This window comes from Shewanella sp. ZOR0012, assembly GCF_000798835.1.
In the GTDB taxonomy this organism is placed as follows: domain Bacteria; phylum Pseudomonadota; class Gammaproteobacteria; order Enterobacterales; family Shewanellaceae; genus Shewanella; species Shewanella xiamenensis.
Genome location: NZ_JTLE01000094.1, coordinates 550,971 through 572,474 on the forward strand (window position 1 = coordinate 550,971; position 21,504 = coordinate 572,474).

Annotated in this window: 19 protein-coding genes and 1 pseudogene; 11 read left to right on the forward strand and 9 right to left on the reverse strand. The window is 46.0% G+C overall.

The window, feature by feature from the left end; genetic code table 11:
• Nucleotides 1-336: 336 nt before the first annotated feature.
• Nucleotides 337-1,695, reverse strand: coding sequence for a YjiH family protein (locus tag L976_RS04245; RefSeq protein ID WP_037415367.1), 1,359 nt, complete (start codon nucleotides 1,693-1,695; stop codon nucleotides 337-339).
• A gap of 702 nt (nucleotides 1,696-2,397) precedes the next feature.
• Between L976_RS04245 and L976_RS04250 the strand changes: the two genes are divergently transcribed.
• Nucleotides 2,398-3,117, forward strand: coding sequence for a DUF998 domain-containing protein (locus L976_RS04250; protein WP_037428556.1), 720 nt, complete (start codon nucleotides 2,398-2,400; stop codon nucleotides 3,115-3,117).
• 15 nt (nucleotides 3,118-3,132) lie between these two features.
• Here the strand turns inward: L976_RS04250 and L976_RS04255 are convergent, their stop codons facing one another.
• Both L976_RS04255 and ubiU read right to left on the reverse strand, forming a co-directional pair.
• A complete protein-coding gene (locus L976_RS04255) occupies nucleotides 3,133-4,005 on the reverse strand; it encodes a U32 family peptidase (protein ID WP_047540136.1) in 873 nt (290 codons plus the stop codon).
• A gap of 31 nt (nucleotides 4,006-4,036) precedes the next feature.
• Nucleotides 4,037-5,038 (reverse strand): ubiquinone anaerobic biosynthesis protein UbiU, encoded by a 1,002-nt coding sequence (ubiU, locus tag L976_RS04260; protein ID WP_037415373.1) that lies wholly within the window; start codon nucleotides 5,036-5,038, stop codon nucleotides 4,037-4,039.
• Nucleotides 5,039-5,176: 138 nt separating this feature from the next.
• Between ubiU and ubiT the strand changes: the two genes are divergently transcribed.
• Nucleotides 5,177-5,713 carry a ubiquinone anaerobic biosynthesis accessory factor UbiT gene (gene ubiT, locus L976_RS04265; RefSeq protein ID WP_037415374.1) on the forward strand — a complete coding sequence of 179 codons (537 nt, stop codon included), beginning with the start codon at nucleotides 5,177-5,179 and terminating at the stop codon, nucleotides 5,711-5,713.
• Between the two features lie 86 nt (nucleotides 5,714-5,799).
• Here ubiT and L976_RS22225 read toward each other — a convergent pair whose 3' ends face one another.
• Both L976_RS22225 and trhP read right to left on the reverse strand, forming a co-directional pair.
• Nucleotides 5,800-6,051 carry a YfhL family 4Fe-4S dicluster ferredoxin gene (locus L976_RS22225; protein ID WP_011621854.1) on the reverse strand — a complete coding sequence of 84 codons (252 nt, stop codon included), beginning with the start codon at nucleotides 6,049-6,051 and terminating at the stop codon, nucleotides 5,800-5,802.
• 3 nt (nucleotides 6,052-6,054) lie between these two features.
• A complete protein-coding gene (gene trhP, locus L976_RS04275) occupies nucleotides 6,055-7,428 on the reverse strand; it encodes a prephenate-dependent tRNA uridine(34) hydroxylase TrhP (protein WP_037415375.1) in 1,374 nt (457 codons plus the stop codon).
• A 365-nt stretch (nucleotides 7,429-7,793) separates the two neighbouring features.
• Here trhP and L976_RS04280 point away from each other — a divergent pair, with 365 nt between their 5' ends.
• Together L976_RS04280 and L976_RS04285 are read left to right on the forward strand one after the other, a co-directional pair.
• Nucleotides 7,794-8,633, forward strand: a complete 840-nt coding sequence (locus L976_RS04280) for an HDOD domain-containing protein (protein ID WP_037415376.1) — start codon at nucleotides 7,794-7,796, stop codon at nucleotides 8,631-8,633.
• A gap of 85 nt (nucleotides 8,634-8,718) precedes the next feature.
• Nucleotides 8,719-10,248: a putative bifunctional diguanylate cyclase/phosphodiesterase gene (locus L976_RS04285; RefSeq protein WP_037415378.1), complete on the forward strand. Its 1,530-nt coding sequence runs from the start codon at nucleotides 8,719-8,721 to the stop codon at nucleotides 10,246-10,248.
• On the opposite strand, the gene L976_RS04290 is transcribed toward L976_RS04285, so the two are convergent.
• Together L976_RS04290 and L976_RS04295 are read right to left on the reverse strand one after the other, a co-directional pair.
• Nucleotides 10,237-10,650: a thioesterase family protein gene (locus tag L976_RS04290; protein WP_037415381.1), complete on the reverse strand. Its 414-nt coding sequence runs from the start codon at nucleotides 10,648-10,650 to the stop codon at nucleotides 10,237-10,239. The genes L976_RS04285 and L976_RS04290 overlap by 12 nt on opposite strands.
• 173 nt (nucleotides 10,651-10,823) lie before the next feature.
• Entirely contained in the window at nucleotides 10,824-12,080 is a 1,257-nt protein-coding gene (locus tag L976_RS04295; RefSeq protein ID WP_037415384.1) for an adenylosuccinate synthase, read from the reverse strand.
• A gap of 135 nt (nucleotides 12,081-12,215) precedes the next feature.
• Between L976_RS04295 and L976_RS04300 the strand changes: the two genes are divergently transcribed.
• Entirely contained in the window at nucleotides 12,216-13,121 is a 906-nt protein-coding gene (locus L976_RS04300; protein ID WP_037415386.1) for a LysR family transcriptional regulator, read from the forward strand.
• A gap of 21 nt (nucleotides 13,122-13,142) precedes the next feature.
• On the opposite strand, the gene L976_RS04305 is transcribed toward L976_RS04300, so the two are convergent.
• The gene (locus L976_RS04305; RefSeq protein WP_047534602.1) at nucleotides 13,143-13,964 is read right to left on the reverse strand and encodes a substrate-binding periplasmic protein; all 822 of its coding nucleotides are present in this window, start codon (nucleotides 13,962-13,964) and stop codon (nucleotides 13,143-13,145) included.
• Between the two features lie 529 nt (nucleotides 13,965-14,493).
• On the opposite strand from L976_RS04305, the gene L976_RS04310 reads away from it, so the two are divergent.
• On the forward strand, nucleotides 14,494-15,351 hold the full coding sequence (locus L976_RS04310) for a sulfurtransferase (protein ID WP_047534605.1): 858 nt from the start codon (nucleotides 14,494-14,496) through the stop codon (nucleotides 15,349-15,351).
• Nucleotides 15,352-15,443: 92 nt separating this feature from the next.
• On the forward strand, nucleotides 15,444-15,956 hold the full coding sequence (locus tag L976_RS04315) for a DUF2937 family protein (RefSeq protein ID WP_047534608.1): 513 nt from the start codon (nucleotides 15,444-15,446) through the stop codon (nucleotides 15,954-15,956).
• Between the two features lie 42 nt (nucleotides 15,957-15,998).
• On the opposite strand, the gene L976_RS04320 is transcribed toward L976_RS04315, so the two are convergent.
• Complete coding sequence (locus L976_RS04320; RefSeq protein WP_037415397.1) at nucleotides 15,999-17,306, reverse strand: NAD(P)/FAD-dependent oxidoreductase; 1,308 nt, start codon at nucleotides 17,304-17,306, stop codon at nucleotides 15,999-16,001.
• 233 nt (nucleotides 17,307-17,539) lie between these two features.
• On the opposite strand from L976_RS04320, the gene L976_RS04325 reads away from it, so the two are divergent.
• The 4 genes and pseudogenes from L976_RS04325 to L976_RS22675 all read left to right on the forward strand — a co-directional run.
• A complete protein-coding gene (locus L976_RS04325) occupies nucleotides 17,540-18,088 on the forward strand; it encodes a cupin domain-containing protein (RefSeq protein ID WP_037415400.1) in 549 nt (182 codons plus the stop codon).
• A gap of 384 nt (nucleotides 18,089-18,472) precedes the next feature.
• Nucleotides 18,473-19,234 carry a gamma-glutamyl-gamma-aminobutyrate hydrolase family protein gene (locus L976_RS04330; protein ID WP_037415404.1) on the forward strand — a complete coding sequence of 254 codons (762 nt, stop codon included), beginning with the start codon at nucleotides 18,473-18,475 and terminating at the stop codon, nucleotides 19,232-19,234.
• A 1-nt stretch (nucleotide 19,235) separates the two neighbouring features.
• Entirely contained in the window at nucleotides 19,236-20,591 is a 1,356-nt protein-coding gene (locus L976_RS04335) for a glutamine synthetase family protein (RefSeq protein ID WP_037415407.1), read from the forward strand.
• A 622-nt stretch (nucleotides 20,592-21,213) separates the two neighbouring features.
• Nucleotides 21,214-21,504: pseudogene (locus tag L976_RS22675) on the forward strand (spermidine/putrescine ABC transporter substrate-binding protein PotF); the annotation flags it as partial.

Below are 21,504 nucleotides of genomic sequence, written 5' to 3' on the forward strand. Positions count from 1 at the left end.
ATCGCGGCATTCGTGAATCCATTCACATCAGACGGCGGTCGAGCATCCAAGGATGGACTTGCTGCGTGTCGGAGAGAGAATGCCATGGCTCACCAAAAGCCAGCACTTAGAGAATTAAACGGCCAAACTTTATCTTTCAGCAGTAGTATCCAGAAATTCTAAATGACTTCCTGTAAAACTGAGTTATATGGTGGCGAGTGGAATTTGTACGACTAACCCACACTCAACGAAGTAATCAAAACTGTCTGTTCGTGTATGAGTTGAGTGTATAAGTGAGTACAAAAAAGGGGAGTCAGTTAAATCTGACTCCCCTTGATATTTTAGGTGATGTTGCGCTTAGAACAGCAGGTGAGCCACGCCGGCAATTACTGGCAGAGTCACTAAGGTACGCAGTACGAACACGACAAATAGCTCAACAAAATTCACTGGGATCTTACTGCCAATCAGCAGTGCGCCCACTTCGCTCATGTAAATCAGCTGGGTTACGGATAACGCGGCAATCACAAAGCGGGTCATATCCGATTCGATAGAGCTGGCTAAAATCGACGGAATAAACATATCGGCAAAGCCAACAACGATGGTTTTAGAGGCTTCGGTGGCTTCAGGGATATGCAGCAGTTCCAGTAACGGAATAAACGGCATACCTAAGTAATTGAAGATGGACGTATGCTCGGCGATGATCAGCGCCGTGGTACCAATGGCCATTACTACAGGGAGAATGCCAAATATCATATCGATAACGTTTTTAATACCTTCATTTAAGACGGCTTTGATACCACCAGCACTGGCCGCTTTCTCGAGCGCTTTATCAAAGCCCCAAGAGAGTGCGCCGTGTCCTGCGGGGATCATCTCATCATCAGGTTGACGTGGCGTATCGTCGATATAGTTATCTTTTTTCCACGACAGTGGCGGCAGCTTAGGCACAATCACGGCGGCCGCAAAACCCGCTAAACACACGGTCAGGTAGAAGGGCACAAACATATGCTCTAACTTTACCTGTGAGATCACTACTAAGCTGAAGGTAATTGACACCGCCGAGAAGGTGGTACCGATAACCGCGGCTTCCCTTTGGGTGTAAAAACGCGCTTCGTATTGCTTGCTGGTCAGCAGGATCCCAACGCTACCATCACCTAACCAAGAGGCCATACAGTCGATGGCGCTGCGACCTGGCAGGTTAAACACGGGGCGCATCACTTTGGTCAGCAGGGTGCCAAATAGCTCTAATAGACCGAAGTTTAATAGCAGTGGCAGCAACATACCGGCGAAGATAAACACCGAGAAGAGTACCGGTAACAAATCGTTCAGTACTAAGGCGCCAGTGCTTGAAGAGTTAATCGCTTCGGGGCCAATGCCAAAGTAGGTCAGCACGATAAAGACAGCGCCAACGACACGGGTGGTAAGCCACAGCGGGCTGATATTGAGTAAACCATTGAGGAAGTGATTGTTCAGCACAAACTTAGGTTTGAGTAACTTTGTCAGCACAGAGGCAAAGGCCATGGCGACAACAATCACAGTCACGATTAAGGTTAATACATCGCTTAACACGCTTTGCAGTGCTTTAGAGATGATTGCGATGGGAATAGTTATCGCATCGTTATAGCTGATAGGGGTCATAAACAGCAGCAGACCGATCAGCGAAGGGACGATAAAGGTGAGTATCGTCTTAATGTTGCGGTTTTTATGTTCAGTAGCCAATGGTGTACACCTTAAAGTACGAGTCGCACAAATAAACTTGAATAAATGCTCTCTCAAAACCGCATTCTTTGCTGGGGTGAGGTGCATTTTAATTCAACTCAAAATCGAGAAGGGGGAAGATTACTCGCTTAGCGCCGCTATGTAAAACGATTCGGAAATTTGTTTGAGATAAGCAGCAAAATAGCATAGTTATTTGGGCGATTTCTAATGGATGATTTTTGATGTTGCCTACTTTTTTAGTTGTTTAAATTTAATTTAATCATGGCGTTACGTCATGCTGTTGCGGGTTGTTTATCGGGTTGTTTTATTCTTGAGGATGTTCACTTCTTGGCGATGTTTTGTTGAAAACTTTCCCAGTGGATCTTCACTAAATACGCTTTTAGATGATTTTTTACCCATTAATGGTAAAAGGGCTTCAAACGTCGCGGACCCAATGTGAGCGGGATAACAGTAGCTGTAACGGTGAGGTTGTCTTCTGTAACAAAATAGAGTGAGCTGAATTGTTTGTGAGTATTTATTCAGTTTTGACTGCAGATTTGCATATGTTTTATTGAATAATGACTTAGCACGGGATTTTCATATGATGACTAAAAAATCGTTAATAGTGATGAAATAAAATTTTACGCTAAAGAGGATTCGTGCCGCTTTAATTCTTTTTAATTCCATGTAAGTTAGTACTACTTTGGTTTGGCTAAATTATCCATGACTGTTATAAAAATGAATATGGCAACAAGGGGCTCGGCACTTGCCACTAAGTTTGGTTTTCTTGGTATTTTTGGATTGATGCTGGGGATCTGTGTGGCGGTATTCGGATTTGATTATTCTGAAACACGCTCCTTCAATTTTTTAAATCATACACTGAGTGAATTGGGAACCTATGGCCATTCTAGCTTTGCCGTGGTGCTCAATGGCGGTTTATTTTTTGGCAGTTTAAGCGTTGTTTTTTATTGTCTTTCCTCCCTACAGACTGTAAGCGGGTTTTGGGGATATCCTTTCTTTTGCGCTCTAGCACTGACGTTTTTAGCCTTAGCCTGTGTTGGGCTATTTCCAGTCAATGTGTATCACTTGCATATCCTCGCACTTAAATGGTTTTTCTACTTTGGCAGCTTAAGTGCAATTTGTTATCTACTATGGGTGGGATTCGGCTCGCAGCACCGTCAGCGCTTGACGATATTATTAGCGCTGTTGGTATTGCTCAGTATGATGACTTTTCTCTATGTGCCGCTGTTAGCATTGGGCTTAACGGAAGGAGACAGACCTTTCTATCAAGAAATGGTACTGCAATTGCCAAGGCCCGATTTATGGTGGCCTGCATTGCTGGAATGGATTGGGCTTGGGAGTCTATTAAGTTGGACGGTGGCGCTGCTATTAACGCCACCATCATGTATCCCCACATTGACCCAGCAGCAAACGCTTGAGTGAAGTAGGCTATGTCTTTTATCTGACCAAGGATTTTAGCCCTGCTTCGCCAAACCAGTAGCCATTACAGTGCTCATCGCTAAGAGGAAACTGAGCGTCCGTTGCCTTGCTAGTTAACGCCTCGACCAGCGCATCGGCTTTAGTGATACAGGCTACGCTGCTGGGCGAAACCCGAAACACATCTACGCCAACCTTTATCATTTCATTGATTTTGCTGCGTAAATCGACACAGCTGGCCGACTGGGTTTGAATGCCATTTAACCTCAGTAAAGGTTGCGCCTCTTGCGTCTGCGCTAGTAAACCCTTGCTGTATTGGCGGCAAACGGTTTCGCAGCTGTCCTTCGACAAATGTCGATGCCTAGCGGTAAAGCAACGCGCCGAGTGGGCGAGCGGCAAGTAGCCATGGCCGAGCACTTCAACTTCGAATGCGGGCCTGTGCGCGACCACTTGGCTCAGCCAAGCCTTTGACAGTTCTACTGGCATCACAAAGCGCTGCATACCAAAGCGCTGCAAAATATCTAGACTAGCGCGATTATAGTTGTTGATGCTGGCGCCGCAGACAAAGGGCAGCTTGTGCTCATTGGCGAGATACACGGCCGCCATGTCGTTGGCCTCGATGCTAAATTCGCCATTATCGACTTGACGTTTAAGCTCTGTGTATTCCGAGGGCGCTTCGATAAGGGCGAGCGTTGACAGCACCACCTCTTTACCCGCAGATTTCAGCATTTTGGCCAGTTCGAGATAGTCACCAAATTTGAGTTCGCGTCGACGGCTACAGACGGCTTCACCCAAATAAACTAACGGGATCTGACTATTGGCCACCTGCTGGTAAAAGTCGATGACCTGTTGTTTTTCCCAGCAATAGAGCAGTGGGCCGAGGGAAATTTTCATAATCGTTTCTTCTTCGTGGTTATCGCTAGGGCTACTGCCAGTCACGCTCGTAGGCGCCTAAGGTGGTAATTTGGCCTTCGGAGACTTTAGCAAGGGCTTGCTCCCAATGGGCCTGAGTCTGGAATTTATCTGGCTGATGAAGATAGGTATCAATCGCTTGGCGCCAAACCTTAGTCACCTGTTCTACATAGGCAGGGCTGCGCTGACGCCCTTCAATCTTGAGTGACACTATGCCCGCCTTGGCAAGCTCAGGCAGCAAGCTAAGGGTATTTAAGCTGGTGGGAGACTCGAGCAGATATTGCGGTTTATCATCGTCTTGGGTGAGATAACGGCCTTTACAGACCACGGGGTAGCCCATTTGTTCATCGAGCCCTGATTTATCAATTAAGACCTCGTTGAGGCGGGTCAATCTGTCTTTGCCCTGTTCCTGCCAGCGCACGTGTTTCGCTGGCGAGCAAGAGCCACCAGTGTTTGGTGATTGACCGGTAACATAGGAGGATAAGTGGCAGCGGCCTTCGGCCATAATGCACAGACTGCCAAAGGCAAAGACCTCTAAATCGACAGGGCTGACCTTGGCGAGGTCGCGTACTTGTTTCATCGACAGCACTCTGGGTAATACCACCCGCGCGATATTAAAAGCCTCTTTATAAAAACTCAGTGCGCCCAAGTTGGTGGCGCTGGCCTGTACCGATAAATGCAGCGGAATATGCGGATATTGCCTGTGGGCATAGTCGAGCAGCGACAGATCGGCAACGATTAAGGCATCAACGCCAATACTGGCCGCCAAGTCGATAGCTTGATACCAACGGTGCTCCTCATTCGGCTTAGGAAAGGTATTTAAGGTGAGGAAGATTTTCTTGCCCCGCTGATGGGTGAGCTCGGCGGCTTCCTGTAATTTTGCAGGGGTGAAGTTTAAGCCCGCGAATGAACGTGCATTGGTATCATCCTTTAACCCAAGGTAGACAGCATCGGCTCCGGCCTGCAGCGCCGACTTTAGCGAGGCCAGGTTTCCTGCTGGACACAACAACTCCATAATGGTGCTCCCGATAAAATAACAGGGGCAGAGTGTAGGGAAGATTGAATGGCGGTGAATTGATTTAAAACAGGTTTAAGATCATAAAATCTCGGTAAACTGGGAGATATAGTGTTTTTTATCCTTAGGTAACTGCTTATGTCCGCTGTTTTTTCAGCTAATCTTGCTAAACAATTGTTAGAACTCACCCCAAAACTGATCCGTTTGCCACTCTCTAAAGTGCCCTTTAGCCTCAAGGCTAAGGTGCTAAGCCAACTACTAACACAGCTGCTGGCGTCGCAGGCTGAAGATGGCGAGTTAGATTTTTTGGCAGGTAAGTGGGTTGCGATTCGAGTTGAAGATCTAAATCTGCATTTTGAAGTGAGTTTCGATGGCCGTTGGCAGGTGCGTGAACTGACCGATGCCCAAGTGACGTTTAGTGCCAAGTCTGCGGAATTATTGTTGGTTGCGGCGGCGAAAGAAGACCCAGATACGCTGTTTTTCCAGCGTAAACTGAGCATTGAAGGCGATACCGAGTTAGGGCTTGAGGTGAAAAACCTGCTGCTGAGTATCGAGTTTGCTAGCTTACCTGCGCCGATCCGCTTAAGCGTTGAAAAGCTGGCCGATGCCATTGTGCGTTTGCAGCTTGAGGCAAAACCGACGGTGATTTTAGCTAAATCCCCAAGCTTAAGCTGATGCGAACGTGGTTGTAATCAACCGATAAACAAAAGCCCCGCTTAGATTGCGGGGCTTTTTGTTAAGTTTGAACGGCTGACGCTCACTCAAATTTTTTGCGTGAGTATGGCAAATTTGACCAACAGCTCATCGTGGGACTCGACGCGGTTAGGGTCTGGGTCAATACAATCAATCGGACAGACGGAGACGCAGGTCGGCTTATCGTAGTGGCCTACGCATTCGGTGCAGCGGTCTGGGTCGATTTCATAGATTTCTTCCCCCATGGTGATGGCCTGATTTGGGCATTCAGGCTCACACATGTCGCAATTGATGCAGCTGTCGTCGATCAGTAATGCCATGCCTTAGCCTGCTTCGTGTGGGTTACGGGTATCCTGACCTTGAGGCAGGTTACGCAGTAAAATGCCGTGGTTCAGATCAACCTCTTTCGGCACGGGCAAGTAAACGGTATGGCCCGAACCTAATCCCGCTTCAACCGCTTCGGCTTTGCGGTTTTCGAGTTGTTCGATGGTGAGGCTGATATTGCCCTGCGGCGTCATTAATTCAACGCTATCGCCGACGGAGAATTTGTTCTTCACTTCGATTTCGGCAAGGCCAGCCAGATTGCGTTTACCGGTTAATTCACCCACAAATTGTTGGGTATCGCTGACCGAGTAGCCATAGTCGTAGTTTTGGTATTCATCATGGACATGGCGACGTAAGAAACCTTCGGTGTAGCCGCGGTGCGCTAAGCCTTCTAGTTGATTCATCAAGCTGCGATCGAAGCTCTTGCCTGAGGCAGCATCGTCGATGGCCTGACGGTATAGCTGTGCGGTACGGGCCACATAGTAGAAAGACTTAGTACGGCCTTCGATCTTCAGCGAGTCGATGCCCATTTTGGCCAAACGCTCAACGTGTTGGATTGCGCGTAAGTCCTTAGAGTTCATGATATAAGTGCCATGCTCATCTTCAAACGCTGGCATATATTCACCGGGGCGATTGGCTTCTTGCAGCAGGAATATTTGGTCGGTCGCAGGACCCGCGCCTAAGGTTGGCGTCTCGATTTGCACCGCATTAGCTTGTGGCGACAGAGCAATGATATCCCCCGAGTCGGTTTGCTGCGCTTCATGCACATCGTATTTCCAACGGCAGGCGTTAGTGCAAGTGCCTTGGTTTGGATCGCGCTTATTGATGTAACCCGACAGCAAACAACGGCCAGAGTAGGCCATACACAGGGCGCCGTGTACAAAAACTTCTAACTCTATGTCGGGGCAGCGTTGGCGGATTTCTTCGATTTCATCTAAGGATAATTCACGGGATAAAATCACCCGTTTAATGCCTTGGGTTTGCCAGAATTTGACCGACGCCCAGTTAATGGCATTCGCTTGCACCGATAAATGCACCACCTGCTCAGGGAAAGCCTCACGCACCATCATGATAAGGCCAGGATCTGACATGATCAGCGCATCGGGCTTCATCGCCACTACTGGCTCCATATCTTTGATATAGGTTTTGAGCTTGGCGTTGTGGGGAGCAATGTTACTCACCACATAAAGCTTTTTACCCAGCGCATGGGCTTCTTCGATACCCGTTGCGAGGTTTTCCATCTTAAAGTCGTTATTACGTACCCTTAGGCTGTATCTCGGCTGACCGGCATATACGGCATCTGCACCATAGGCAAAGGCGTAACGCATGTTTTTCAGCGTCCCAGCGGGAGATAACAACTCTGGTTTAAACATAATGACTCTCGAATTGGTTGGTAGATGGAGGCGCAATGCGCGGGGGCGGCATTTTACACAATCAAAGTAGGCTTATGCAAATTGCTACGTCTAAGATTAGGTATAGTTCGCGTTTTACGAATATACCTACCATTCTTGCTCTGACGATCGTGCTAGACCATGAATCCATTTGTGTGTTTCCATTGATTTTCACCTTTAACTTAATCTGAGATATCAAAACGTAAAATGTTTTGTCGTGAGACTAAATTGATAACAGCGTCATACAAATAATTAACGTCTGATGCTTTTTTCTGCCCATCAAATGATCGTCAACTGATATACTCCAACTATTACCGCTTTATGTTTGCAGATTGATGGGAGCGAAGATGTCTACTGAACATCTACTGTTAGTCGGATTACTTAAAAAATTAAAAGATGATGCCTTAGTATTGCCAACCTTGCCTGAAGTCGCCATGCGGGTGCAAGAAGTGGTGAGCCGCTCAGATGCAAGTCTTAAGCAAGTGGCTGAGGTGATCGGTCAAGATGCGGCCATTTCGGCGCGTATTATTAAAGTGGCCAACAGTGCCTTGTATAGTCGTGGGATTCCCGCCGAGAGTATTAATAGCGCAGTCTCCCGCATTGGCTTAATCCAAATTAAGAGTATTGCGACATCAGTGGCGATGGAGCAGCTATTTATTTCCACCAATGAAATGGTGTGGGAAGTGATGGATGAGGTTTGGCGTACTTCTATCGATGTGACGGCCGCGGCTTGTGCCATATTGCAGATGTACAATAAGCGTCGTCCTAGCCAGTTAAATTTAGACACTTTAACCCTTGCAGGTTTAGTCCATAATATCGGTGCTTTGCCTGTGCTCACCGAGGCGGAGGCCCATCCTGAGTTATTTACCAGTATTGAGCAATTGCGTTCTTTAGTACGTAAAATGCAAGGCCCTTTAGGTCGTGCCGTGTTAAAAAGTTGGGATTTTGCCCCTGAGGTGATGGAAGTAGTTGAGCGATGGGCTGATTTGCCCTATTTACCCGACCATGTTACCTACTTAGATTTTATCCGTGCCGCGGCATTCTACACTGGCGAGTTACGCGCAGGAGCTGATTTTGAGCAGCGGATGGATGTGTTTGTTAGCCGTGGATTACCCGTCTCGGCGAATGACTTAGCAAGTGATGAATTTATGGATAAATTCCATTCAATCAAAGAAAGTTACCAGTAATCCTAGGGCTTAGAAGGAAATTAATCTTGTCCTATGGTGAGGAAATATTGGTCATTAGCTTACGCTGTAAGATTGAGGCCTAGATATGGTTATTCTGGAGTTTATCAGTTTAGCGTTGGTTATCGTTTTGATCGCCGTGCTGTTTCTTTTACGCACAAGATCCCAAGCATTGCGCCAACAGCAGCAATTCTTAGCACAGTTATGCCCTCAACTTGAAAAGCAAAAGACGGACCGAAGCCCACTTAACATTGCTGATGTGCCGCAAGAGTATGCGTCCCTGTATCATTCCTTAAATGAGATGCTCGCTGCACTGCCAGCGGGCATGGGCAAAGATAAGCTGACAGGCTTAAATAATCGTGTGGGACTTAAACGCGCACTGGCTTCGTTAATGCCTATCACACAAGGTACTTTAGTACTTATTGATATTTATCGTTTTCGCTATGTGAACGATCTTTTTGGGTTTGTGTTTGGCGATATTTTGCTAAAACAGTTTGCCGATCGGTTAACTGGCTTAAGCCTAAAGCCGAAACTGATTGCCCGCTTAAATGGTGATGAGTTTTTTCTCTATTATGAGCAGAGTTTGTCGCAGGAGTCGTTGCTGCATTTACGTGGTCGCTTGCAGGTACCCTTTAAAATTAAGGATACGCCAGTCAGTGTGCGCCTACAAATTGGCTGTTTGCAATTAGCGCAGCACCATGCCGACGTGAGTAATATGCTCAGAAGACTCGATTTGGCACTCAAAAAAGCCCGTTCAACTCGAATCGAAATTGCCTGTTACAGTGAGAATGACGATATTCGCCAGCTGCGAGAATTAAAGATTATTGATAGCTTGCCTAATGGTTTACAACGCAATCATTTATACATGGTTTACCAACCTAAGCAGGATGTTGCTTCAGGCGGATGCACTCAGGTCGAGGCATTAATCCGCTGGGAACATGAAGAGCTAGGATTGGTTTCTCCTGGGGAATTTATCCCACTTGCCGAATGCGCGGGTATGATCGATCTCGTTAGCCATTGGGCCTTAGAACAAGTGCTCCAGCAGCAGGTAAAATGGCGATTAGCGGGGATTTCTGTTTGTGTTGCGTTGAATTTATCGACTCGCGATCTCGATAGTGAAACCTTACCCCATGAAATCGATGCGCGCCTAAAGCATTACCAGTTACCGCCAGAATGCTTAATGATTGAAATTACTGAGAGTACTTTGATGGCAGATTTAAATAAGGCCGTTGATACCTTAGCGCAAATCCGCAGCCTTGGGGTAAAACTCGCCATCGATGATTTTGGTACTGGTCATTCTTCCCTCGCTTATTTAAAACATTTACCTGCAAACGAAGTGAAGATTGATAAAGCATTTCTTGAGGATCTGAAACCGAACGAACCCTCTGAATATATCCTTGAGGCCAGCATTAATATTGCTAAAAAACTCGGTTATGAAGTAACGGTCGAAGGCGTTGAAACCCAAGAGGTGCTTAATTTCTTAGTCAAGATGGGCGTCGATCGGATTCAAGGCATATGCTACGCCAAGCCAATGCGGGCAGTAGAGCTTGAGATGCACTGGCATCGACTCCGTCCTGCACCCAAAATGCTTTGCGTCAATATGGGGTCACATTCCTAAGCTTAATTGAGTGATTAACTCTGCTGGCATCGGCGCGAGTTGTCGCGCTTGATTCATACAGACCATTTCAATGGTGGCCGTGACCGCAGGTTTTTTGCCGTTGGGTCGCCAAATTTCCTGCTGCCATACAGTGCGGTATTTACTCTCAAAGTAGAACTTAGTGCGGATATCGATGATGTCGGCAAATTCCACGCCTTCGTGGCACAACATATCACTGCGATACACGGCGAAACCTAATTGTTGCTGTTGCCAGAGCTCGCGTAAACGCTCGGCGCCAATCACATGCTCACGGGCGCGCTCGAAGTATTTCAAAAAGTTCGGGTGATACACCACACCAGAAAAGTCGGTATCTTCGTAGTAAATTTGCACAGGAAAAGAATAAGTCGGGCTAAATTGCGGCATAAAATCATCGATATAGGATTATTCATTTGAGCGCAGTCTAGCGGTTTATTTTGTGAAACAAAACCCAAGAGAGTCGCTCAGTCCCATTGGAATGGGGGATGAGTATAAAAAGCAAAAGTAAAAAGCCATATTCGCCGAAACGAATATGGCTTTTTTGTAGGGTAATCGATGCGTTAGCGAATGATCATTTGATCGCGCTCAGGTCCAACTGACACCATGCTGACGCGCACGCCCATGAGGGCTTCGATGCGTTCAACATAATGTTGTGCAGCCTTTGGCAGACTTTCGAAGGTACGGCAAGTGGTGATGTCTTCACTCCAGCTTTCCATTTGCTCGTACACTGGGCTTAATGCAGCCGTTTGTGGCCAAATTGGGTTCTCAGTGTGCTCACCGTCGTAGGCAACACAAATCTTGAGATCTTTCATGCCTGTCAGGCAGTCAATCTTGGTCAGGGCGATTTCAGTTGCTGCTTGCAGCTCAACACCATTACGAGTCGCAACGGCATCGAAGTAACCCATATCACGTGGACGACCCGTAGTCGCACCAAACTCGTTGGCGTTTTTACGGAAGTCATCCTGCTCTTCCATCGCGGTAACTAAAGTACCTGTACCGACAGATGAGCTAAAGGCTTTGGCTACGGCAATGATGCGCTCTGGGCGCAGCGCGGGTAAGCCACTGCCTAAACCTGCGAAAGCCGCCGTCACGTTAGAAGAGGTTGTGTACGGATATTCACCGTAAATTAAGTCACGACCTGCGCCTAATTGCGCTTCAAACAGTAAGTTAGCATCTTGTTTTTGTAGCGCTTTTAATGGCTCTGTCACGTTACAGATAAAGGGACGCCATGGCGCGGTGACATCTAATAACCACTGAGTCATTTCGGCGGCAGTTTGGGAGAAGTCACAGCTTGGATAGAGCGCCTTTAACTGTGGTAGCTTCCAATCAAGCATAAATTGAATGCGCTCTTGCAGTACTTCGGGTTGCTTTAACCAACCAACCAGAATGCCTTTTTTCATCACGCGGTCGCCATAGGCGGGAGCGATACCTTGACGGGTTGAACCGTAGGCCAGATCGCCTAAGCGTTGTTCTTCTAAGGTATCTTCCAGTGCGTGGATCGGTAAGCACAGAGTTGCGCGGTCAGAAATGCATAACTTAACTTCAATGCCAGCCGCTTCGACTTCGGCGATCTCAACACTGAGTTTTTCAGGGCTGATCACCATGCCAGGGCCAAGTACTGCAACGCAGTTTGGATTGAAAATACCGCTAGGTAATTGGTGTAATTTAAAGGTGCCATAGTCGTTTACGACTGTATGGCCTGCGTTGTTACCGCCTTGAAAGCGAACACTCGCAGCAGCATCTGCGGCTAAATAATCTACGATGCGGCCTTTGCCTTCATCACCCCAATTTGCACCCACAACTACGATAGACGGCATAACATCATCTCCACAGGAATTAAGCGGTTATGCTAGACCCCGTTATCGAATAAGAGAAATTAATTATAGTTATCGCATCGATAAGAAAGTCATATATCATGACGCCATTGGGAATGATGGATGGAGATAAAAGCAATGCTCGAACTTCATTGGCTAAAAACCTTTGTGACATTGGCTGAGTGTAAACACTTTGGTAAGGCAGCTGCGGCGCTGCATATGACACAGCCCAATGTCAGCCTGCATATCAAACAACTTGAGCAGAACACGCGGGTGAAGTTGATTGAACGTAATCCGTTTAGGTTAACTCAGGCGGGGTTCCGTTTGCTCGAGAGCAGTCAGAAGACCTTGATGGAGTTGCAAGTGTGTCAGGCGGATCTCAATGCCATCAACGATCTTAGCCAAGGTACCTTAACCATAGCGGCTAGCGACATCATTTCTCGCTTGTTGTTAATTCAGCCTTTTCAATTGTTTAAAGCGGAATTCCCCGGGATTGATTTTTCCCTGCTTAATACGACTTCGTTTCAAGCCTCTGAACTGGTCACCAATGCCGAGGCGGATTTAGGTTTTGTTATCGCTCAAAAGGAAAGTCAGCCGCTACATTTTACTGAGTTGCAGCAAATCAAATGGTGCGCACTTGGGAATAATTTAGCGCTATGGCAGCAGAGTCAAGGGCGTGATGATATGCCATTAGCGGAGCAACCTACCTTGATTTTACTTGGGCACGATACCCGTACTCGCGAGCTGCTCGATCCCGCCTTACCTAGCTTAAATTTGCCTCGCTATCGGATTATGGAAGTCGGCAGTGTTGATGCCCAAATCGATTGGGCGGAGGCTGGCTTTGGGGTGGCTATTGTGCCTGAGTTTTCCATTTACACTAAGACAAACTTAAAGAGTAAGGTGACACCACTGCCGGATTTTCCAAGTACAAGCCTAGGCTATATTGTGCGCCAAAATCAGATTTTATCTAAAGCCATTAAACAGTTATTGCAGTGGGTCAATCAAGAGATTATCCGCATTCAAGGACAGAGTGTGGGGAGCTAACTTCAAGGCTGGATTAGGTAATTAATTAGCACTCAACAATTGCTGATATTGGCCATTTTCTTTCAGCATGGATAAGCCTTGATCGAGGGCTTTAGCCAATAACGCAGCTTTAGGGTTTTCCTTCGAGAACGCTAAATAAATCTGACTGCTGTGGTTGTCAAAGGCGGCGATGACTTCATCGCTTACACCCATTTTTTGCAGGTTTTCTTGTGCGACAAGATCAAACATAACAGCCGCATCGATTCGGCCAATCAGCAGTAAATTGATAAGTTGCTGTTGGGTGGCGACCGTGACGATGTTCAATTGACGTTGTTTGACTAATTCAGGAAATTCGTCCCCATATTCATAGCTTTTTATTACTCCAACATTGCTGCCTTTTGGTATTTGCCATTTGTTTTCAGCAAGTAAAGAACGTTGCTTTCGTTGATAGAATGAGGCTTTTGCGACAAATAATGGCATCTCCCCAAAGACGAAACGTTGCTCTGTGCTGGCTTCTCTGGTGACATTAAATACTCCATCGACAGCCCCTTTTTCGGCCATCATCAAGGCTCGGCTGTAGGGCACAACAAGACTATTGACCTCAATGTGAGCTTGTTTAAATGCGGCTTCGATCAGTCGATGAGAAATGCCTTGGCCAAACTGGTTTGCAAATGGGGGCCAACTGTCTTCGGCTGCTAAGGTAACAGTCTGAGATGAGGAGTTTTGTATAACATTTTGACTTTCTTGAGCTTTAGCTTGATGGCTGACTAAGAATAACAATAATAGTGAGGTACTCAGTAAAAAAAACAGTGTCGAAAAACATCGCTGCTCAATTTTAGCCTTAGTCTCACCGCAAACACGCATTTTATGTCCATATTAGCCTATTCCTAATGGGGTAACTTATAGCATAAGTCTTTATTATGAGGCCAATTATTTTGAGCTGTGCATGTAGAATTGTGAGCCTCACTTTACCTACTGATAACGAGTAAATGGTACCTATTAGACTAGAGGTAGTGAGGGCGAAGATGGCTAGCTGGTGAGCTAGGGTTAAAGATATGATGGTTTATCTGGCGCTACCTCGGTTTACCCTTTGCAGTAACTAAAGTTGAGCGTGTTTTTTATATTGTTATTCAACGTATTGGCTTAGTTTTGATTCAGCGATTATAGGCCGTTAAGTATCAAGGTTATCGAAAAATGCTTGTTGCACCTGTAGAAAATAGCTGGTTTAGTGGAGGTGAATCACCACTAAGCCTAAATCTTTTGAAAGTATTTAGGGGGCGTTTTCAGGTTAAATTGCTGTAAAAATACCCCGAAACTTCAATACGCCATTAATGCAAGATAATCGCGATGGGGTGTTGAATTTGAATCAATAAAACAACAATAAGGACAACCAATGGAATATCCTCTCGTCAGTACCCAATGGCTCGAAGCGCATCTTACCTCGCCTGATTTAGTGTTACTCGACGCCAGTATGGCCGTGGTTTTGGGCAAAGAGCCGATCGTCTATTCAGAGCCTGTATGTATTCCTCGCTCGAGGCGCTTTGATGTGGAAGAGGATTTTTGCGATAAAACGTCTTCTCAAACCCATGCCTTACCAAAATTTGAACAGTTTGTAGAAGGAATTGCCAAGCTTGGTATTAGCCCGAACAGCGTGGTTGTTATCTATGATAATCAAGGTATTTATTCATCTCCGCGCGCTTGGTGGATTTTCAAAGTAATGGGATTTCACCGTGTGTATGTGCTCGATGGTGGCTTACCTCAATGGATGGCTGAAGACAGAGTCACCTCATCTCGCTACCAGGAAGAAGGGATAGATTATGGCGCAAGCGATAGTGAGGAACTGACTGCTGTACTGGAATATCAGCCTGCGAAGGTGATGGATGCTGAGGCTGTGTTAGCCAAGCTTGATGATAGCGATAGTTCGATTATTGATGCACGGGGATCGGCGCGTTTTTTAGGCCAAGTGAGTGAGCCGCGATCTGGAGTCCGCAGCGGGCATATTCCCCATTCGGTCAATCTCCCCTTTGGTGACGTGCTCAATGGTTTCAAAATCAAAGATGTGGCCGAATTGGTTAAGCTGTTTCAAGGGCTTGTTAGCGATAAACCGTTAAGGATTTTTAGCTGTGGCTCGGGTATTACCGCCTGTATTTTAATCTTAGCCTCGGTCGCTTCGGGGCATACTGATGCTGTACTTTACGATGGTTCTTGGGCTGACTGGGGCAGTCGCAACGATTTACCCATCGAGCGTTAAACGATATTAGGTGGAGTGCTGTCCTTCGGAATGCTAACCTTGCCGCAATCAATTGACGGTGATATGTCCTTTGACTTATCAAGGAGTTTGTCATGATAACCAGATTGTTCGATAAATTGATCTTCGGCTTTATCTTAGTGATGGCGCTGCAACTCCCCCAATTAGCCGATCATTATCAGCAGTTTTTGGCTGGGCTCTATACTTCGACCCAATGGCAAGTTGAGGGCTATAAGGCAACGGCTAAGGCGTATCACTTCAGCGATGTTGAAACCATGATCGCCCGCCATTTGCAAAATGAAGAGCCTAGCGTTAGGGCGGATGCCGAGCAAAAGCGCCAGACGTTGGCTCTGCTGCAAACACTTCAACAGGGAATGCTGACTTTTGAGCAGGGCAATCTCTTCGAGAAAACCGCCTATATGTTCAATCCCGCTCGTTTTGAATATTTAGAGCAGACTATTGTTAACTTTAAGCCTGGCATCCCGTTAACCGCCAGTGGTATCGGTTTTGGCGTGTTGGTGGCGTTAATCGTGCATTATCTTGGTTCACTGCCTTTTATTCTGTGGGCAAGGCGGCGTAGGCGGATTAAATTAACCCGCGCCCTATAGGTCGTTGGATACTTGCGCGTTTATCCAACGACAGAGCAAACCTTAGAATAAGTCCTTAAACCTGTGGTACAGCATACCTGCAGCCAGCATAGGCGAGCGGAATGTGGGGCCGCCAGGGAAGGTCATATGCTTAATCTTGGCGAATACATCAAAATATCCTGCTTGCTGACAAATGGCTTCGGCTAGGAGTTTTGCTGCCATGTGGGTGGCATTTACGCCATGACCTGCATAGGCTTGGGCGTAAAAAATATTACTCGCATCGGGTAGGCGACCAATTTGCGGCATACGGTTGGCGCCAATGCCTATCATGCCGCCCCATTCGTAATCGATGCGGATGCCTTTTAATTGTGGGAATACCTTTTCAAGATTGGGCCTAAGTGCTGCCTCTATATCCTTTGGATCTTTTCCTGAATAAGTACAAAGGCCACCAAACAGTAAGCGTCTATCCGCTGATAAGTGGAAGTAATCTAGGGCGATTCGCATATCTGCAAATGCCATGTTTTGCGGGATAAGGCTTTGGCATTGCGCTTCTGTGAGTGGTTCAGTTGCAAGTAGATAACTCCCCGCAGGAAGCACCTTACCGCCGATGTAGCTATTTAATTTATGGCCAATATAGGCGTTGCCTGCGAGTACGAGATATTGGCAAGTCACTTCGCCTTTTGCCGTTAATACTCGCGGTTTATTGCCTGAAATAATCTTTTCTGCGGCGCTGTATTCAAATAATTGCGCACCTAATTCACGGGCAACACGAGCCTCGCCCAAGGCCAAGTTAAGTGGATGTAAATGGCCACTTCCCATATCCACTAGGGCACCTTGGTAAAATTCTGAGCCGATAACTTCACTGAGTTGGGATTGGGTAAGCAGCTTTATTTCATGCTGATATCCTAGGCTTTTAAGACTGTCGAATTCGTCTTGAAGCTCAATCATATGTCGAGGCTTCACCGCAAGATCGCAATAGCCCATTTGTAAGTCACAATCGATATCATGGGTCTGTATCCGATTGCTAACGATCTCCACGGCTTCAAAGCCCATTTGCTGGATCGCACTGACACCTTCTTGTCCAATTTCGTTTATAAATTGCGCTGGGTCATGGCCAATACCGCGGATCAGCTCACCGCCATTGCGTCCTGAAGCGCCCCAGCCAATTCGTTTGGCCTCAAGCAACACCACACTTAAGCCTCGCTGTCTTAGCTCAATCGCTGTGTTAATGCCGCTAAAGCCGCCACCCACAATACAAACATCTGCCGTTATGCTGCCTTCAAGTTGAGGGTGATCGTAAATTTCTTTAGCAGTATCAAGATAATAAGAGTGAGGGTATTGTTCACTGTGCACTGGAGGTTTAGTGGCCATTAGGGCTCCAAAAAATTGTTTTTATTGTAAATTGGGCTTGTCTCAGTATACTCATCACACTTTTGTGATACTGCTTTAAAGTGTTCGTTTTATTTAACACACTTTTTAGCTAGAATACAACGGAAGCGATTAAACTCACGCTTTTAGGGCTAAAATGTGTTTGGGATGGTGTTTATCCTGAACAACCGTTCTTCATCTATCGGGGCGACCGATCCTTTGGGGAGATGTGAAATTTGGATATTGGAGCCAGTCTCAGAACTGTTCGAAAAATGAAAGGCTTATCCCAACGCGAGTTGGCTAAGCGTGCTGGTGTGACTAACAGTACGATTTCAATGATCGAAAAAAACAGTGTTAGCCCATCCGTCAGTTCTTTGAAAAAAGTATTGTCGGGTATCCCTATGTCTTTAGTCGATTTTTTCTCAATTGAAGCTTCAATTGAGTGTGAGCAAAAAGTGGTATATCGCTCCGATGAACTCCTCAACATAGGTACTGGGCCATTAGAATTCAAATTGATTGGTCGTGATTTTCCCAATCGTGCTATGTCGGTGATGAGTGAAACCTATCCACCGGGTTCGGATACCGGCGAGGAAATGCTGAAACACGAAGGTGAAGAAGCTGCCATGGTGATTGAAGGCAAGTTTGAGCTTACCGTTGGCGACGAGGTATATATCTTAGAAGCGGGTGATAGCTATTACTTTAATAGTGAGCTACCCCATCGATTTCGCAATCCCTTCGATGAGCCTTGTCGGCTGATCAGTGCTACAACCCCTGCTAATTTCTAATTGCGTAACGCTGTCCTAGATTGCCTAGGGTAGCGTTCTCTTTGAGAACCCACTAGTTACTCACCATATTAGCCCGGCTTTGGATTGTAATATATCATTCAAAGTGTAAATAATATTTTTCAAATGAACTTAGGTTTTCAGTCTTTATCTTTGGCTGATTTTTATCCTAACAATACTGTTGATGGTTGTTTTATCATCAAAAAACAAAGATTGTTAGTTTAAGTTTCTGTATTAAAACTAAAAATTACGCATTTAAATCAAACTGTCATTAACAAGTGTTTAACCTCTTGCCTGAGGTTAAATTTCGGTGTACTGTGTGAAAAAATGAACATTAAAAATTAACTTGTTCATTGTACTCGTGAATAAATGCTTGGAAGGTGAGTTATGTCTACCCTGTTACCCCTTATTGGTGTTATTGCGTGTAACCAACGATTGGGTTCACACCCTTTTAATATTGTTGGCGAAAAATACCTATTAGGTGTGGTAAATGGTGCTAAGGGGTGGCCACTTGTGATCCCATCCTTAGGCGCGGACCAACCTATCGAAGCCATTCTGGCAAGACTTGACGGTATTCTGTTTACGGGTTCGCCCTCTAACGTTGAGCCACACCTTTATGCGGGGGTACCGAGTGAAGCGGGTACTCACCACGATCCTAAGCGTGACGCTACGACACTACCACTTATTCGAGCTGCCATTGCTGCGGGAGTCCCCGTGCTTGGGATTTGCCGTGGTTTTCAAGAAATGAACGTGGCTTTTGGTGGCAGTCTGCACCAGAAGTTACACGAAGTGGGCGGTTTTATTGAACATAGAGAAGATAAAGAGGCCTCGTTAGAGGTGCAATATGGGCCATCCCACAGTATTACTGTGGAGCCTGGGGGGGTCATTTACGAGGCTTGGGGCCGTAACTCTGCAGAGGTTAACTCTGTGCATACTCAAGGCGTGGAGCGCCTTGGGATGGGGTTGCGGCCAGAAGCTTGTGCTCCTGATGGTCTTGTGGAGGCTTTCTCCGTGATCGATGCCACTGAATTTGCCCTCGGTGTGCAATGGCATCCTGAATGGAAAGTAAGTGAAAACCCATTTTACCTCTCAATATTCAATGCCTTTGGCGATGCGTGTCGTCGTAGGGCTACAACTCGAGTGAAATAAAATGAATAAGCTAATCGCTTTTTTAAAAGAACGAAAAATCACAGAAGTCGAATGTGTTATCAGCGATATGACTGGTATCGCCCGTGGCAAAATTGCCCCAGTAGATAAATTTCTCGATGAAAAAGGTATGCGCTTACCCGAAAGCGTGTTGCTGCAAACCGTCACCGGTGACTTTGTCGACGATGATATCTATTACAGTTTGCTCGATGATGCCGATATCGATTTTGTCTGCGTTCCCGATGAAAATGCAGTATTTATGCTGCCTTGGACAATTGAAGCTACGGCACAGGTGATCCACGATTGTTACGACAGAATGGGCAATCCTATCGAATTATCACCTCGTAACGTCTTGAAAAAAGTGCTGTCTCTTTATGATGAAAAAGGCTGGGAGCCTGTTATTGCACCTGAGATGGAGTTTTACCTGACCAGCCGCAGCGATGATCACGATTTACCCCTCAAGCCGCCTATTGGTCGCTCAGGCAGACCGGAAGCGGGGCGTCAGTCTTTTTCAATTGATGCCGCCAACGAATACGATCCTCTGTTTGAAGACATGTATGACTGGTGCGAAATTCAGGGTTTAGATATTGATACGCTTATCCATGAAGATGGCCCAGCACAGATGGAGATTAACTTCAGTCACGGCAACCCGTTATCACTAGCGGATCAGGTGTTTGTGTTTAAGCGCACTCTACGTGAAGCGGCACTAAAGCATAATGTTTGCGCTACCTTTATGGCAAAACCCGTAACCGATGAGCCGGGTAGTGCTATGCATATTCATCAAAGTGTGATTAACAAAGAAACCGGTAAAAATATATTTACCAACGAAGATGGTACGCAAAGTGCGTTGTTTTTGAGTTATATCGCAGGGCTACAGAAATTTATCCCTGAACTCCTACCTTTGATGGCCCCAAATGCTAACTCGTTCCGTCGATTCTTACCGGGAACCTCTGCGCCCGTTAACTTGGAATGGGGGGTTGAAAATAGGACCTGTGGTTTACGTATTCCGGAATCTTCACCTCAAAATCGTCGTATTGAAAACCGTATACCTGGTGCGGATGCTAACTGCTACTTAGCCATTGCAGCGAGTTTACTCTGTGGTTATATCGGTATGGTCGAGGGACTCAAACCCTCCACACCCGTTCAAGGTAAATCCAATGAAAGCCGGAGCAATAACCCACACTGCTTACCATTAACCTTGGAAGAGGCGTTAGCCGCGATGGAAGAAAGTGATGCCTGTAAGGAATATTTAGGTGAGTCCTTTACCACGGGCTTTGTGGCCGTCAAACAGGCCGAGCTTGAAAATTTCCGCAGAGTGGTGAGTTCGTGGGAGCGAGAATTTTTATTACTCAGTGTATAAAATGTTTTACATAGGTTGCATTGTTTTTGTTCAATATCGTCATGTTGTTAACGGATTCTAACGCCTGACAATGAGAACATTCAAACAGTGATTAAAAATTCTCTGCACCATTTTGGGTTGCTTGCTTAACTTTGGTGCAGAGTGCTTTTAACCTTAAGTGCTTACTTTGGATAAAGGGAAGATTTATCTGCTCTTTTGAGTGCTCATTCATTTAGTGTTTCTGTATGCGGTGCTTGGGTCCTAAGAGTAAATACATAAAGTTGAACCTGTAAGTTTGGTTTTAACTGGCTGTTAGTTAATAACTTTGTAAGATGGTTGCAGCGGTTTCCCTAGGGGCTTGAGGCATTTGCCTTAATATTGCAAGATGTAGGGTGTTACGATAACTAGTCTATTTTTATGCTTGTTAATGCAAATATAGATATAGATAAATTTGGCATGAAATCTGATAATCCCATTCATTGCAGCGACCTAGAGATGAAGGCATTATGGTGCTGTAGAGACTGCCGATGCGGTTTTTAAGGTGTAGCATTGGTCGAGAATAACAACAATAACCGAGCAGATGGTCGGTGACACAATTTCAGAATTGTTAAAGGCAATTCTGCTACCCGAGAAAGGAGAAAGCATGAAGCTATTTAATAAGATGACGACTTTGGCGCTAGTAACCGCAGGATCACTTGCCAGCGTAGCTGCTCAAGCTGAAGAAGTTGTGCGTGTATATAATTGGTCTGATTATATTGCAGAAGACACCTTAGAAAACTTCAAAAAGGAAACTGGGATTCGGGTGATTTACGATGTGTTTGATAGCAACGAAGTCGTCGAAGCTAAGTTATTATCTGGTCGCAGCGGCTATGACATCGTTGTCCCATCCAACCATTTCCTCGCTAAACAGATTAAGGCCGGTGCATTCAAGCCA